Raw genomic sequence first — 15,634 nt, 5'->3', positions numbered from 1 at the left:
ACGATTCGAGAGTTGAGCGGGCTTTGTGCGACACTCCCGCGGCCTTCGGGCCTGCTGCCCGTGCTCGGCCCCGTCAGAACACCGTGACGCCCTGGATGCGTCGATATCAAGGAGACAACATGTCTGCCCAGCCGCAAGAGTTTCTCGGCGCCGCCGCGAACGACCAAGACCCGCAGGAAACCCGTGAGTGGCTGGATGCCCTCTCCGCCGTCATCGACCGCGAGGGTGCCGAGCGCGCGCACTTCCTGATCGAGGAAATGCTGGAGCATGCGCGCCAGCACAGCATCGACCTGCCGTTCTCGGCCACCACCGGCTACGTCAACACCATCGAGCCCTCGGCCGAGGCCCGCTGCCCGGGCAACATCCAGATTGAGAAGCGCCTGCGCGCCTACATGCGCTGGAACGCGATGGCGATGGTCGTGCGCGCCAACCGGCTGAACCCGGCCGACGGCGGTGACCTGGGCGGCCACATCGGCTCGTTCGCATCGGTGGCCAGCATGTTCGGCGCCGGCTTCAACCACTTCTGGCACGCCGACAACGGCGACCACGGCGGCGACTGCCTCTACATCCAGGGCCACAGCGCCCCCGGCATCTACGCCCGCGCCTACCTGGAAGGCCGTCTGAGCGAAGAGCAGCTGGACAACTTCCGCCAGGAAGTCGACGGCAAGGGCCTGTCCAGCTACCCGCACCCGAAGCTGATGCCCAACTTCTGGCAGTTCCCGACCGTCAGCATGGGCTTGGGTCCGCTGATGGCGATCTACCAGGCGCGCTTCCTGAAGTACCTGCACGCCCGCGGCATCGCCAACACCGAGAACCGCAAGGTCTGGGCCTTCATGGGCGACGGCGAGATGGACGAGCCGGAAAGTCTGGGCGCCATCAGCCTGGCGGCGCGCGAGAACCTCGACAACCTCGTGTTCGTCGTCAACTGCAATCTGCAGCGCCTGGACGGCCCTGTGCGTGGCAACGGCAAGATCATCCAGGAGCTGGAAGGCGAGTTCCGCGGCAGTGGCTGGAACGTCATCAAGCTGATCTGGGGCAAGGGCTGGGACGAGTTGCTGGCGCGCGACAAGAGCGGCAAGCTCAAGCAGCTGATGATGGAAACGCTGGACGGCGACTACCAGGCCATGAAGGCCAACGACGGCGCCTTCGTCCGCAAGAACTTCTTCGGCAAGTACCCCGAAACCGCCAAGCTCGTCGCCCACATGAGCGACGAGGAGATCTTTGACCTGCGCCGTGGTGGCCACGAGCCCGAGAAGGTGTACGCCGCCTTCGAAAAGGCCCACAACAACAAGACGGGCCAGCCGACCGTGCTGCTGGTCAAGACCGTCAAGGGCTATGGCATGGGCAAGGCCGGTGAAGGCAAGAACACCGTCCACCAGACCAAGAAGCTGACGGACGACGACATCAAGTACATCCGCGACCGCTTCAGCATTCCGATCCCGGACAGCGAGCTGGCGAAGATCCCGTACTACAAGCCAGCCGACGACACGCCGGAAATGCGCTACCTGCACGAGCGTCGCCAGGCCCTGGGCGGTTATCTGCCCAGCCGCCGCGCGAAGGCCGAAGAGCAGTTCACCGCACCCCCGCTGGCGACTTTCCAGGCCGTGCTGGACCCGACCGCCGAAGGCCGCGAGATCTCCACGACCCAGGCCTACGTGCGCTTCCTGACGCAGCTGCTGCGCGACAAGGACATCGGTCCGCGCGTCGTGCCCATCCTGGTCGACGAGGCCCGCACCTTCGGCATGGAAGGCCTGTTCCGCCAGATCGGCATCTACAACCCCAAGGGCCAGCTGTACACCCCGGTCGACAAGGACCAGGTCATGTACTACCGCGAGGACAAGGCCGGCCAGATCCTCCAGGAAGGCATCAACGAAGCCGGCGGCATGGCCAGCTGGATCGCTGCCGCCACGAGCTACTCGACGAACAACCGGGTCATGATCCCGTTCTACGTCTACTACTCGATGTTCGGCTTCCAGCGCATCGGCGACCTGGCCTGGGCGGCGGGCGACATGCAGGCGCGCGGCTTCCTGCTGGGCGGCACGTCCGGCCGCACGACGCTGAACGGCGAAGGCCTGCAGCACGAAGACGGCCACAGCCACATCCTGGCCAACACCATCCCGAACTGCGTGTCCTACGACCCGACCTTCGCGCACGAAGTGGCGGTCATCATGCAGCGCGGCTTGAAGCGCATGGTGGAAGACCAGGAGAACGTCTTCTACTACATCACGCTGCTGAACGAGAACTACCCGATGCCGGGCCTGAAGGCCGGCACCGAGGAGCAGATCCTGAAGGGCATGTACCTGCTGGAAGAAGCCGACGCGTCCAAGACCGTCAGCGTCAACCTGCTGGGCTCGGGCACCATCCTGCGCGAGAGCCAGATCGCCAAGATGCTGCTGGAAGAAGAGTGGGGCATCGGCGCCAACGTGTGGAGCTGCCCGAGCTTCAACGAGCTGACCCGCGACGGCCAGAACGCCGAGCGCTGGAACCTGCTGCACCCGACCGATCTGGCCTGCGTGCCGTTCGTCACGCAGCAGCTGGGCCGCACGACTGGTCCGGTCATCGCGTCGACCGACTACATGAAGAACTACGCGGAGCAGATCCGCGCCTTCATCCCCAAGGGCCGTTCGTACAAGGTGCTGGGCACCGACGGTTTCGGCCGCTCGGACTTCCGCTCCAAGCTGCGCGAGCACTTCGAGGTGAACCGCCACTACATCGTCGTCGCTGCGCTGAAAGCGCTGGCCGATGACGGCCTGGTTCCGATGACCAAGGTGGCGGAAGCGATCGCCAAGTACGGCATCGACGCCAACAAGATCAACCCGCTGTACGCCTAAGAGCCCGGGAGACAAGACATGGCATTGGTTGAAGTCAAGGTTCCCGACATCGGCGATTTCGACGAGGTCGGCGTCATCGAGCTGCTGGTCAAGGTCGGCGACACCGTCAAGGTCGAGCAGAGCCTGGTGACCGTCGAAAGCGACAAGGCGTCGATGGAGATCCCGTCGTCGCAGGCCGGTGTGGTCAAGGAGATCAAGGTCGCCGTCGGCGACAAGGTCAAGCAGGGCAGCGTGCTCGTCGTGGTGGAGGGCGATGCCGCCGCCGCGCCAGCGCCCGCAGCCGCAGCCGCAGCGCCCGCGCCGGCACCCGCCACCGCGGCCCCCGCCCCGGGGCCTGCCGCCGAGCCGGCGGCTGCCCCGGCCGCCGCTGGTGGCAGCGTCTCCGTCGTCGTGCCGGACATCGGTGACTTCGACGAGGTCGCCGTCATCGAGCTACTGGTCAAGGTGGGCGACACCGTCAAGGTCGAGCAGAGCCTGATCACCGTCGAGAGCGACAAGGCCTCGATGGAGATCCCGTCCTCCACGGCCGGCGTCGTCGAGGAGCTGCTGGTCAAGATCGGCGACAAGGTCGCCAAGGGCTCGCCGCTGGCCCGCGTGAAGGCCGCTGGTGGCGCCACCGCAGCGCCCGCCCCGGCGCCTGCCGTTGCTGCGCCGGCTCCCGCCGCTGCAGCGCCCGCAGCCGCGCCGGCGCAGGTCAGCGCCGCACCGGCCGCGGCACTGCCCGCGCACCAGCCCACCACGCCTACCGGCCAGCTGCCGCACGCGTCGCCCAGCATCCGCAAGCTCGCCCGCGAGCTGGGCGTGCCGCTGGGCGAAGTGAGAGGCTCGGGCGCCAAGGGTCGCATCACCGAGAGTGACGTGCAGGGCTTCGTCAAGGCCGTCATGGCCGGCACGACGCAGACCGCTGCGCAGAAGGCCGCCGCCCCTGCGGCTGGCAGCGGCGGCGGTGCGGGCTTGAACGTCCTGGCCTGGCCGAAGGTCGACTTCGAGAAGTTCGGCGCCATCGAGCGCAAGGAACTGTCCCGCATCAAGAAGATCTCGGGCGCCAACCTGCATCGCAACTGGGTGGTCATCCCCCACGTCACCAACCATGACGACGCGGACATCACCGAGCTCGAAGCCTTCCGCGTCCAGCTGAACAAGGAGAACGAGAAGGCCGGCATCAAAGTCACGATGCTCGCCTTCATGATCAAGGCGGCCGTCGCGGCGCTGAAGAAGTTCCCCGAGTTCAACAGCTCGCTGGACGGTGACACGCTCGTCCTGAAGCAGTACTTCCACATCGGCTTCGCGGCCGACACGCCCAACGGCCTGGTCGTGCCCGTCATCAAGGACGCCGACAAGAAGGGCATCTTCCAGATCAGCGCCGAGATGTCGGAGCTGGCCAAGAAGGCACGCGATGGCAAGCTGGGCCCGGCCGACATGAGCGGCGGCTGCTTCTCGATCAGTAGCCTAGGCGGCATCGGTGGCAAGTACTTCACGCCCATCATCAACGCGCCGGAAGTCGCCATCATGGGCGTCTGCAAGAGCAGCACGGAGCCCGTGTGGGACGGCAAACAGTTCGTGCCGCGCCTGATCCTGCCGCTGTCGCTGAGCTGGGACCACCGCGTCATCGACGGCGCCGCGGCCGCGCGCTTCAACGTTTACTTCGCGTCGCTGCTGGCGGACTTCCGTCGCATCGCCCTCTGATCGGGAGCAGGACCAATGGCACTCATTGAAGTTCAAGTTCCCGACATCGGCGACTTCGACGAAGTCGGCGTCATCGAGCTGCTGGTCAAGCCCGGCGACACCGTCAAGGTCGAGCAGAGCCTGATCACCGTCGAGAGCGACAAGGCGTCGATGGAGATCCCGTCGTCGTCGGCCGGTGTCGTCAAGGAAGTCAAGGTCAAGATCGGCGACAAGGTTGCCAAGGGCTCGGTCATCGTGTCGCTGGAAAACAGCGACGCGGCCGCACCGGCACCTGTCTCCGCGCCGGCTCCTGCTGCGGCCGCACCGGCACCCGTTGCCGCCGCACCGGCCCCGGTCGCCGCGACCTATTCGGGCAGCGCCGACCAGGCCTTCGACCTCGTCGTCCTCGGCGGCGGCCCCGGTGGCTACTCCGCCGCCTTCCGCGCCGCCGACCTGGGCCTGAAGGTCGCCCTCGTCGAGCGCTACGCGACGCTGGGTGGCGTCTGCCTGAACGTAGGTTGCATCCCGTCCAAGGCGCTGCTGCACGTGGCAGCGGTCATGGACGAGGTCAGCCACATGGCCGACCTGGGCGTGAAGTTTGGCGAACCCGAGGTGGACATCGCCAAGCTGCGAGCGCACAAGAACAAGGTCACCGGCAAGCTGACCAACGGTCTCAACGCCATGGCCAAAATGCGCAAGGTGACGGTGCTGCGCGGTGTCGGCTCACTGGTGGATGCGCAGCACCTGAAGGTCGAAGCGACCGACGGCGCGACGGGCCAGGCCAAGACCGGCGCGGTGCAGACCGTGGCGTTCAAGCGGCTCATCATCGCGGCCGGCTCGCAGGCCGTGCGTCTGCCCTTCCTGCCCAACGACCCGCGCATCGTCGACTCGACCGGCGCGCTGGAAATGGACATCGAGGCCGAGAAGATGCTCATCGTCGGCGGCGGCATCATCGGCCTGGAAATGGGCACGGTGTACTCCACGCTCGGCGCGCGCCTGGACGTCGTCGAGATGCTGCCCACGCTGATGACCGGTGCCGATCGCGACCTCGTCAAGGTCTGGCAGAAGTTCAACGCGCACCGCTTCGACAACATCATGTTGAACACGAAGACGGTCGGTGCCGAGGCCAAGCCGGACGGCATCTGGGTGACTTTCGAAGGCGAAGGCGCCCCGAAGGAACCGCAGCGCTACGACCTCGTGCTGCAGGCCGTGGGCCGCACGCCCAACGGCAAGAAGATCGCTGCCGAGAACGCCGGTGTCGTCATCACCGACCGCGGTTTCATCCCGGTCGACGTGCAGATGCGCACCAATGTGCCCAGCGTTTTTGCCATCGGCGACATCGTCGGCCAACCCATGCTGGCCCACAAGGCCGTGCACGAAGGCCATGTGGCGGCGGAAGTCATCGCCGGTGAACTGCTGGGTGATGAGAAGCTCAAGAAGAGCCAGTTCGACGCCCGCGTGATCCCGAGCGTCGCCTACACGGACCCCGAGGTGGCCTGGGTGGGCATCACCGAGGACGAGGCCAAGGCCAAGGGCATCAAGGTCACCAAGGGCCTGTTCCCGTGGACGGCTTCGGGCCGCGCGATCGCCAACGGCCGCGACGAAGGGTTCACCAAGCTGCTATTCGACGAGGAAAGCCACCGCATCATTGGCGGCGGCATTGTCGGCACGCATGCCGGCGACATGATCGGCGAGATCGCGCTGGCCATCGAGATGGGCGCGGACGCGGTGGACATCGGCAAGACCATCCACCCGCACCCCACGCTGGGCGAAAGCCTGGGCATGGCCGCGGAAGTGGCGCACGGCTCCTGCACGGACGTGCCGCCGGTGCGCAAGAAGTAAGCCGCGCGGCCCCGCCGCCAGCAGCCCGGTCCGGCAACGGTCCGGGCTTTTTTGTGCCCGGTCCTGGGGCTAACGGCAGGCTGCAGCGGCTTCGGACGTGGCGACAATGCCGCCATGACCTTCTTCTACTGGCTCATGGCCCTGGTGATGGGTGCCACGCTGCTGCCGTCGGCGCTCTTCATGGGCATCTATGTCTTCACCGGCGAAGACGCAGCCCTTCAGCGGGCGCGCGGGTTCTGGAACTTCCTGCGCGTGTTCACGCTGCTGTGCTTCAACCTGCTGGTCTGGGGCCACGTCGCCGTGGCCGCCTGGCAGTTGTTCCACTAGCCTCAGCGAGCCGTCTGGCGTCGCCCGCGCAGCCACACGCCCACCAGCCCCAGCCCCATCAGTAGCCAGGTCGAAGGTTCCGGCACAGCCGCCGCGGCGGCGTAGTCCGACAGGTACACCCCTTCGCCGTCGCCGTAGTGCACGATGAAGCTGCCGGTGCCGTCGGCCGTCAGCAGCCGCCCGCCGTCCGCCACGTTGGCGAACTGGCCGAACAGACCGCCGCCGGCGTTCAGCAGCTGGAAGCGCTGCTCCGGCCGCACCTGCGCCGCAAAGCCGGCGATGAAGTCCAGCGTCAGCAGCGTGTCACTGCCCAGGTCCACCGCACCGCCCACGTCCAGCGCGTCATAGCCGCTGCCACGCGTCAGGCCGCCCAGCTCCATCCACAGCTGGCCGCCACCGCTGAAGCTGAGGCCACTGCGCAGCGTCAGCAGGCCCGCGCTCTCGCCCGGCGCCAGCACGGCCGCCCCCATCTGTACGCGTTCCAGCTCGCCATGGCCGCCCAGCACGCCTTCGTCGACGACAGTGGTGCCCCTGTAGCTGCTGACGCCGTTCATCACCAGCGTGCCCGTGCCGGTCTTCAGCAGGCCGAGCTCGGGCGACAACTCGGAGATGCCGCCCTGCAGCACGACCGTGAAGCCGTTCGTGTCGATGAAGCCGGCGGTGTTGCCGCTCTCGCCGTCCAGGCGGATGTCGCGGCTGCCGGCCAGCGTCACGTGGTCATAGGCGCGCAGGCCGCCCCTGGCCGTGCGCGTGCTCTCGCCGTCGAAGAAGCGCTGGCCCAGCGTCACGCGGTTGGTGGCCGCACCCAGCGAGCCGTCGGCAGTGATGCCCACCACCGCGTCACCCACGCCACGTGCGTCGCCCAGTTGCACATCGCCGACGAAGCTGTTGGCCTTGTTTGCCAGCCGAACGTCGTACTTCGCACCGCTGTCGCCAGGGCGGCTGCCTCCCATGAAGGCCAGCGGTGCGCTGCCGGTCAGCGCGCGTTCGACGACCAACGATTGCCCGCCGGCCTGAAAGCCCGCGCCACCCGAGCCGATTTCCAGGTTCATCGCGGCCGTGATGACCAGCGGTGCCGCCAGCGTGCCGCGCGTGGCCAGCGTGCCGCCGTCCAGCCGCAGCAGGTTGCCCGCCGCGCCCAGCGCCTGGTCGTGGCCCACGTCGAGGCGGCTGCCGTGGCTCACCTCGATGCCGCCGCTGAAGCCGTTGGCCGCGTTCAACACCAGATTGCCCGGCGAGAAGCCCGGCCGGCCCACCACCAGCGTGCCCTGGCCCTTCACGCTGCCGTCCAGCACGCCGAACAGCGCGTCCAGCCGCGCGCCACTGCCCAGCTGCAGCTCGGCGCCGCTGGCGGTCGTCAGCGACGCGAAGGTGTGCGAGCGGCCGCCCAGGTCCAGCACCGCGCCGTCGTCCACGCTCACGTTGCTGCGTCGGCCCAGCGCCTCGGCCACGCCCAGCAGCAGGCGGCCCTGAGTTACGTCGACCTGCTGGCTGTTGCTGGCATTGCTGTTGGCGGTGTTGAGGGTCCACGTGCCCAGGCCAGCCTTGGTGATGCCCAGCCCGCTGATGGGCTGGTTGAACACCACGTTGAAGCCGTTGGTGTCCACCGTCATGTCGCGGAAGCTGGTGCTGCGCGTGGCGGCGATGGCCAGGTCGCCCGTGGCGCGCAGCGTGCCGGGCAGGCTGCCGAAGCCATTGGCGCGGCCCAGGTCCAGCACGCCGCTGGTGGCGCCCAGCGCGGCGTCGCTGGACAGCTCCAGCACCGCCGTGCCGCGTTGCGCGTTGCCGGCCACCTGCACTCCGCCGGTGTGGGTGTTGCGGCCGGTCAGCACGAACACCGTCTCGGCCTGCGCGCCGCCTAGGCCCAGCCGGCCGTCGCCGCTGAGGTCACCGCTGACGACGTAGCGCCCGGCCGTCGACGCGCTGAGCTGCGCGTTGTTGCTGCCCAGCTCCAGGGGCCGGTCGAGCGCGAAGCCGGCTGGCAGCGCCAGCACGCCGTTGAGCCGCACCGGCATGCCGGCGGCGCCGAGGTTGGTGTCGTTGGCGAAGCTCAGCAAGATGCCCTCCGCTACGCCCAGCCCGCCGGAAAAGCTGTTGTTGCCGCTCAGCGTGACGTGCGCGCGCAGGCCGAAGTTGACGAAGGCCAGGCCGCCGTCGCCTGTGATGTTGGCGCCGACGTCCAGCCGGGCGCCCGGCGACACGAACACTGCGCCGTTGCCGCCGGTCGTCGTGATCGCGCGGTTCAAGGTGCCCACTGGCGTGCTCAGCTGCAGCACGCCGCCCTGCTCGAAGCGCAGCGTGTTGGCTGCGTCGCCCAGCTGGGCCTCGGTGTTGGCGATGATCTCGCCCGCGCCGACCAAGTCGATGCGGCCGACGAAGCTGTGCGCCAGGTGGCCCAGGTCCAGAACGCCGCCGCTGACGCGCACCGGCCGCGCGCCGCCGATGGCGCCCTGCGCGAGCACCGAGCCGAAGCCGTCGAAGGCCACGTTCAGCGCGCCGTTGCCGCTGACCGCGCCCAGGGTGACGCTGCCGCCGCTGCCGTCGAACTTCAGCTCGCCATCACCGTGCACGCCGGCAATGCGGATCGCGCCGCCCTGGGGCCGCACCCGCAGCACGCCGTCGCCGCGCACGCCGCCGTTCACCAGCAGGCTGTTGTTGAGGCCCGCCGTGTCCAGCGTCAGCGTCTGGCCGGCGCGGTCCACCGTGCCGTTGATGACGAACTCGGCCGCTTCCAGGCCGGTGCCGGTCGCCCCCTGCGCGTGGATGCGTGCCGCGCCACTGAGTGTGACCGGCCCGGTGACAAAGGCCGCTGCCACCGGCTGGCCCAGGAAGTTGGTCACCTTCTGAGCGCTGCTGCTGAGCGTGCCGCCCAGCAGCATCGGGGCCGACACGAGCGCCGTGCCGCCGCCCACCAGTTGCAGCTCGGCGCCGTCGTGCACGGTGATCGACGCCGTGCTGCCCAGTCCCTGCCGGGAAACGCCCAGCCGGGCGCCGCGGGCCACCGTCGTCGCGCCGGTGAAGCTGCTGCTGGCGTTGCCGAGCACGACGGTGCCGTCCGCCACCGTCAGCCCGCCGCTGCCGCTGATGGCGCCCAGCAAGATCAGCTGGCTGTCGAGGCTCGGGCCGCCATGGACCTGCAGCGTGGTGTCCAGCCGCAGCGCCGTCTCCACGCGGCCATGGCCGCCGTCGGACTGCATGCGCAGGAAGGCGCCGTCACCCTGGAAGATCAGCGGCTGGCCGGCCAGCAGCGGCGCGCGGGCGCTGGCGCCGAGCGTCAGGCCGTGCAGCGCGAAGCCACCGGCAATGTCGTTGAAGCTGCTGGCGCGGGTTGCCGCATCCAGCACCAGCACGGTGTCGGCGCCCGGCTGGGGCAGGCCTTGCAGCCAGTTGGCCGCGTCGCTCCAGTTGGCGCTGGCGGCACCGCTCCAGGACCAGGTCGCCGCCTCTGCAACCGGCGGCGGCAACAGGGCGCCCAGCAGGGCCAGCGTGGCGGCAAGGGCAGTCGGGCGGGGGGGCTTGTTCATGGTGCGGCTTCCGGGCAGAGGGGTGCTGCGCCGCATGCTGCAGCGCGGGCGTCTCTGCACCGTCTCACCGCCGCGCCGCCGCCGGCCGCGGGCTCAGATCCGCGACTCGACCATCGCCGGGCAGTTGGCTGTGCCAAAGCGGTCCACCGGCATGCGAAAGCTCATGCCTTCGCGCAGCTGCCGCCAGCGCGCCGGATCCACGCGGCAGATCCAGGCGTGGTCGGCGCGGTCGCGCAGTTCGATCTCGAAGTAGGCCTCGCGCCGGCCCAGGCGCTCGCCGCCGGGCTGGCCAGGGGGCGCCACGCGCAGCGGCGGGCGCGGCCACTCGGGGCGGTCGCCGGGGCCGCCCTCGCTCTTGACGATCCAGCTGCGCCGCCAGGCCAGCAGCTCGTAGCGGCAGTGCTCGCCGGGCTCGGTGCGCACGCCGGTCGGGTCGGCAATGACGCGACGCTTGACGTCGTAGGCGCCCTCGGGCATCTCGTCGCACCAGTCCGAGCCAGTTTCGGTGCGCAGGCGCTCGACGACGATCTCCATGCGCCAGCTGCGCCGCGTCAGCTCCACGAACACGCCGGACGGTCCCCACACCCACCAGCCAAGCGTGGCCAGCGTCGCTGCCACCATGGCGATCAGCACGATGAACCGCAGGCGAGGCAGGCGCATGAGCCGCTCAGGCCGCGTCGAACTGCGCGTTGACGGCTTCTTCCCAGAGTGACAGCTCCTCCCAGCCAATCTGCAGCCATGCCATCGCGGCCGCGTGGTGGCCGGCCCAGTCGGCATCCTCGGGCAGGCCCTCGTGGCGGCGCATCAGGTGCTCGGCGATCAGGCCCACGGCGATCAGCGTATGGATTTCGGGCTCGATGTCGGCATGGCCCAGCGCCGACAGGTCGTGGTGCAGCCGGATGGCCGCCATCAGCGGCGGCGCCAGGTTCCACACGCGGATGACCAGCGCGCCGACCACGGCGTGATCGGTCTTGTGATTGGCGTTCTCGGTGGCGATGTAGGGGCGGTCGATGCGCGCGCCGGCCTCCACCATAGTGGCGGCGTAGCCGCGCACGCTCTGCAGCAGCACCGGCTGACCCACGTGCAGGAACAGGCCGAAGCTGTGCGCCAGGTCGGGCGACAGACCCGGCAGTTGCTGCGCGATGGTGGCCATCGCGACGGCGCGCTTGGTGCTGCGCTGCCAGAAGCGCGCCAGCTGCGGCGCGTTGACGGGAATGGCGTGCTGCACGAGGAAGCCCGTCATCACCGCCACGCTCTCGCGCAGGCCGATGCGGTTCATGGCCTGGCCCACCGTGGTGCAGGGCAGGCCCACCGGCTTGAACAGCGGGCTGTTGGCGATGCGCAGCAGCGTGGCGGCCATGGCCACGTCGCTGGAGGCGATGCGCGCCACCAGGTTCAGGTCGGGCTCGGGGTGGCTCATGGCCTGCTGCAGCTGCGCGAGCAGCTCGGGGCAGGGCGGGATCTGGATGTGCTGCAAGGGGCCGCGCCGACGCGCCTGATCCAGGTCGTCGCGGATGTGCTGGGCCTTGCCGCTGAGGGAGGGAGAGAGGGTCTGCATGGCCAGAAAATCATAGGGGGGCAGGGCCGCGGCTACAGTGACGCCGCCGCCCTCTGGCGTCAATCTTGCCGACTTTGCGATTCCGTTGACGCCGTCCGCCATGTTCGCCAGCCTTGCCTCGCACCCCTGGGCCTACCCGGCGCTGGAAGCGGCCCACGTGGTGGGAGTGGCGCTGTTGTTCGGCGGCCTCGTGGTGTTCGAGCTGCGCCTGCTCGGCCTGGCGCGCGCACTGGACCTGGCGGTGCTGGCCCGGCTGGTGCTGCGGCTGGCGCTGCTGGGCTTCGCGCTGTGTGCGTTGACCGGTCTGGCGATGTTTGCCACGCAGCCGCAGGAGCTGCTGGCCAATGCCGCCTTTCGCGTCAAGCTGGGGCTGCTGATGGCGGCGGGCATCAACGCCGCCTGGTTCCATGCGCGTGGCGGGGTGGCGCTGGTGGACCGCGCCGCGCGGGCGCAAGGCCTGCTGTCGGTAGGATTCTGGCTGGCCGTCATCATCTGCGGCCGCTGGATTGCTTATGTGTAAGTCCCTCGCCCGGTCGCGCCGCTGAACACGGGCGTGCCCAGGCGGTCCCCGCGAGGGAACGGCGATGCTTGGGCGCGGCCCGGCGCTGGGCACGGAATGCAACTGAAGGAGTTGTTGATGATGCAAAGACGCACCCTGCTTGCCGCACTGCCCGCGCTGGGCAGCCTGCCCGTGCTTGCCCACCATGGCTGGAGCAGCTTCGACCAGGATCGCCCCATCTACCTGAGCGGCAAGGCCGTCAAGGTGTCGTGGCGCAATCCCCATGCTGAACTGCAGCTGGAGGTGCCCGAGAACCTGGCGCTGCCCGCCGACTTCGCCCGGCGCAGCCTGCCGCGCCAAACCGCGCAGGTCGACGGCGCCGCACTGCTGGGCAAGGCCAAAGTGCCGACACGCCGTGACCGGCATTGGGAGGTCGAGCTGGCGCCGCTGACGCGCATGCAGGCCTGGAGCGTCGACGAGATCAAGCCCGGCACGGCGCTCGCGGTGCTGGGCTTCACCTTTGCCGGCGAGCAGGGCGAGGCGGTTCTGCGGGCGGAGTACCTCTTCGTGGGCGACAAGACCTACGGCTTGCGCTCGTCCCCGGCCTGAGGTCACACCGCGCCGCTGCGCGCGGGGCGGCAGCGGCCAGCGCGCGGGTACAGTGAAATCCACTTTCGGCCCGCCGCCCCTCCTTGTCCACCCGCCCATTCCGCGTTGCCCTCCGTCTGGGCTTGATCCGCTGGTGGCTGGCCGCGTTGATGGCCAGCCCGGCGATGCTGGCGACGGCCTACGACGCGGCCCGGGTGCTGGAGGTCGCCGCGCAGCGCGGCCCGCGCGTGGCGGAGCAGGCGCAGGCGTTGCTGCTGCAGATCGAGCGCAGCGCGGCGCAGGACGAGCCGCAGCGGCTGCGCGATATCAACGACTTCTTCAACCGCCGCCTTGCCTTCCGCGACGACGCCGTCACCTGGGGCCTGCCGGACTACTGGGCCAGCCCGCTGGAGAGCCTGGAGCGGCGCGCGGGCGACTGCGAGGATTACGCCATCGCCAAGTACTTCAGCCTCGTGGCCAGCGGCGTGCCGGCGGCGCGGCTGCGCATGGTCTACGTGCGGGCCCGCATGGACGGGCGCTCGCTGGCCCACATGGTGCTGGCCTACCATGCGCAGCCGGACGCCGAACCGCTGATCCTGGACAACCTGCGGACCGAGGTGCTGCCCGCTTCGCAACGGCCCGACCTGACGCCGGTGTTCAGCTTCAACACCGACGGCCTGTGGCAGGGCGTGGGGCAGGTGACGCAGGGCGACCCGCTGGTGCGGCTGTCGCTGTGGCGCGAGGTGGTGGCCAAGGTGCGGGCGGAGGGATTCCTTTGATGAGGGACGGATCATGTCGTTGATGCGCCAGGTGGCCTGGTTGCTGCTGGCCGTGGTGCTGGCGGCGTTGGTGGGGGCCGTGGGCCTGTCCACGCTGTCGGCCCAGCGGCTGATGCACACGCAGCTGGAGTTGAAGAACGCGGACAACGCGCAGGCGCTGGCGCTGGCGCTGTCGCAGCAGCGCGGCGATGCCGATCTGATCCAGCTGCTGGTGTCGGCGCAGTTCGACACCGGTGCCTACGAGTTCGTGCGTTGGCGCGATGCCAAGGGACGCACGCTGTTCGAGCGCGTGGGCGCGCCGCGCGCCGGCGAGGCGCCGGGCTGGTTCCGCGAGCTGGTGCCCATGGACGTGGCGCCCGGCGTGGCCCAGCTGTCCAACGGCTGGAACGCGATCGGCGTCGTCGAGTTGAAGAGCCATTCCACCTATGCCCACGACGCGCTGTGGCGCGCCTCGCGGCTGCTGCTGGCCTGGCTGCTGGGCGTGGGCATCGTGGCGGCCGTGGCCGCCTGGGCGGGGCTGCGGCGCATCCGCCGGCCGCTGGACGCCGCGGTCGAGCAGGCCGAGGGCGTGCTGGCGGGCCGCTTCGGCCAGGTGGTGGAGCCGCGCGTGCCCGAGCTGCAGCGCCTGACCCGCGCGATGAACGCGATGGTGCAGCGGGTCAAGGACATGTTCGAGGCCCAGGCCAGCCAGCTGCTGGTGCTGCGCGAGCAGGTCTACCTGGATCCGCAGACCGGTGTCATGACGCGCAAGCATTTCCTGGCCGAGCTGGATGCCGCGCTGCAGCGCGACGAAGGCCCGGTCGTCGCCGGCCTGGTGATGGTGCGGCTGCACGACCTGCACGGCCTGAACCTGCGGCTGGGCCGCCGCGCCGTGGACGACGCGCTGCAGACGCTCGCAGCCGCGCTGAAGGCCTACCCCTCCTCGGTGGCGGGCTGCCGCGCCGGGCGCCTGAACGGTAGCGACTTCGCGCTGTGGCTGCCCGCCGAGGGCGTGGCCGCCGAGACGGCGCAGGCGCTAGCCGACGCGCTGAGAGCCGGCCTGCCGGCGTTCGGCGCCGGCGTGCAGGTGGCGCTGGGCGCCGTGGAGCTGCCGCGGGAACGCTCCAGCAGCGTCTGGCTGGGCGAGGCCGACGCGGCGCTGGCGCGGGCGGAGCACGAGGCCCAGGTGAGCGGCAGCAGCAGCGTGGTGCAGGTGGTGGCGACGGCGGGCCCGGGCCGCGAGCAGGGCGAAGGCCTGTGGCGCGCTCAGCTGCAGCAGGCGGTGGCGCAGCGCCGCGGCCGGCTGGTGGAGTTCGCGGTGCGCGACCGCGGTGGCCGCCTGCTGCACCTGGAGTGCCCGCTGCAGTTGCAGCTGGACGCCGACGTGCTGCCGGCCGCAGCGTGGCTGCCGCTGGCGGTGCGGGCGCGCATGACAGCGTCCATCGATCTGCTGGCGGTGTCGCTGGCGCTGCAGGCCATCGCGGCCGACGGCCAGGCGCGCTGCATCAACATCGCGCCGGCGTCGCTGGTAGATGCCACTTTCCTGCCGCAGCTGCGCGACCTCGCCGCGAACTTGCCGCAGGCGGCGCGCGGCCTCCTTCTGGACCTGGCCGAGTCGGCCGCCGCCGAGCACTTCGACCGCCTGCAGGAGCTGGGCCGCCAATTGCGCCCGCTGGGCGTGAAGCTGGGGCTGGAGCATGCCGGTGCGGGTCTGGCTCAGGTGGAGCGGCTCTACCAGGCCGGGCTGGACTACGTGAAGCTGGACGCTTCTGTCTTGCTCGGCGTGGCTGGCGAGGCGGGCCGCGTGGCCTTCGTGCGCGGCATGGTCATCATGCTGCGCAGCCTGGCCTTGAAGGTCTATGGCGAGGGCGTCGTGGACGAGATGGACGCGCAGGCGTTGTGGGACTGCGAGCTGGATGGTTTGACGGGGCCGTGGGTGACGGCTTCAGGCGCGCAGTAAATGGGCGCTTTGGCGAGGCGTACTGCTCATCGAGAGGTTGCCGTGAGCCCCGCCCCGGCTATGCACCGGGCAACGCGATCCC

At 69.7% G+C, this 15,634-nt stretch carries 11 protein-coding genes; 8 read left to right on the top strand and 3 right to left on the bottom strand.

The window, feature by feature from the left end; genetic code table 11:
• The first annotated feature begins 119 nt into the window (after positions 1-119).
• The 4 genes from aceE to ACG02S_RS15610 all read left to right on the top strand — a co-directional run bounded on the left by aceE (position 120) and on the right by ACG02S_RS15610 (position 6,665).
• On the top strand, positions 120-2,831 hold the full coding sequence (gene aceE / locus ACG02S_RS15625; protein ID WP_394471397.1) for a pyruvate dehydrogenase (acetyl-transferring), homodimeric type: 2,712 nt from the start codon (positions 120-122) through the stop codon (positions 2,829-2,831).
• A gap of 18 nt (positions 2,832-2,849) precedes the next feature.
• Entirely contained in the window at positions 2,850-4,517 is a 1,668-nt protein-coding gene (gene aceF / locus ACG02S_RS15620) for a dihydrolipoyllysine-residue acetyltransferase (RefSeq protein WP_394471396.1), read from the top strand.
• Positions 4,518-4,532: 15 nt separating this feature from the next.
• Entirely contained in the window at positions 4,533-6,338 is a 1,806-nt protein-coding gene (lpdA, locus tag ACG02S_RS15615) for a dihydrolipoyl dehydrogenase (protein ID WP_394471395.1), read from the top strand.
• A 114-nt stretch (positions 6,339-6,452) separates the two neighbouring features.
• Entirely contained in the window at positions 6,453-6,665 is a 213-nt protein-coding gene (locus ACG02S_RS15610; RefSeq protein ID WP_394471394.1) for a hypothetical protein, read from the top strand.
• Between the two features lie 2 nt (positions 6,666-6,667).
• Here the strand turns inward: ACG02S_RS15610 and ACG02S_RS15605 are convergent, their stop codons facing one another.
• The 3 genes from ACG02S_RS15605 to ACG02S_RS15595 form a co-directional block, all read right to left on the bottom strand.
• Positions 6,668-10,189 carry an autotransporter-associated beta strand repeat-containing protein gene (locus ACG02S_RS15605; protein ID WP_394471393.1) on the bottom strand — a complete coding sequence of 1,174 codons (3,522 nt, stop codon included), beginning with the start codon at positions 10,187-10,189 and terminating at the stop codon, positions 6,668-6,670.
• A gap of 93 nt (positions 10,190-10,282) precedes the next feature.
• A complete protein-coding gene (locus ACG02S_RS15600) occupies positions 10,283-10,849 on the bottom strand; it encodes a hypothetical protein (RefSeq protein WP_394471392.1) in 567 nt (188 codons plus the stop codon).
• 7 nt (positions 10,850-10,856) lie between these two features.
• On the bottom strand, positions 10,857-11,747 hold the full coding sequence (locus tag ACG02S_RS15595; protein WP_394471391.1) for an HDOD domain-containing protein: 891 nt from the start codon (positions 11,745-11,747) through the stop codon (positions 10,857-10,859).
• A gap of 100 nt (positions 11,748-11,847) precedes the next feature.
• Here ACG02S_RS15595 and ACG02S_RS15590 point away from each other — a divergent pair, with 100 nt between their 5' ends.
• The 4 genes from ACG02S_RS15590 to ACG02S_RS15575 all read left to right on the top strand — a co-directional run bounded on the left by ACG02S_RS15590 (position 11,848) and on the right by ACG02S_RS15575 (position 15,552).
• The gene (locus ACG02S_RS15590) at positions 11,848-12,267 is read left to right on the top strand and encodes a hypothetical protein (RefSeq protein WP_394471390.1); all 420 of its coding nucleotides are present in this window, start codon (positions 11,848-11,850) and stop codon (positions 12,265-12,267) included.
• A 120-nt stretch (positions 12,268-12,387) separates the two neighbouring features.
• Positions 12,388-12,855 carry a DUF6152 family protein gene (locus ACG02S_RS15585; RefSeq protein ID WP_394471389.1) on the top strand — a complete coding sequence of 156 codons (468 nt, stop codon included), beginning with the start codon at positions 12,388-12,390 and terminating at the stop codon, positions 12,853-12,855.
• Between the two features lie 83 nt (positions 12,856-12,938).
• A complete protein-coding gene (locus ACG02S_RS15580; protein WP_394471388.1) occupies positions 12,939-13,613 on the top strand; it encodes a transglutaminase-like cysteine peptidase in 675 nt (224 codons plus the stop codon).
• Positions 13,614-13,626: 13 nt separating this feature from the next.
• Positions 13,627-15,552 (top strand): bifunctional diguanylate cyclase/phosphodiesterase, encoded by a 1,926-nt coding sequence (locus tag ACG02S_RS15575; RefSeq protein ID WP_394471387.1) that lies wholly within the window; start codon positions 13,627-13,629, stop codon positions 15,550-15,552.
• The last annotated feature ends 82 nt before the right edge of the window (positions 15,553-15,634 follow it).

It is taken from the genome of Pelomonas dachongensis, assembly GCF_043555865.1.
GTDB classification, from domain to species: domain Bacteria; phylum Pseudomonadota; class Gammaproteobacteria; order Burkholderiales; family Burkholderiaceae_C; genus Pelomonas; species Pelomonas dachongensis.
The sequence above is the reverse complement of the archived record's forward strand: the minus strand, read 5'-3'. Positions and strand labels throughout refer to the sequence as shown.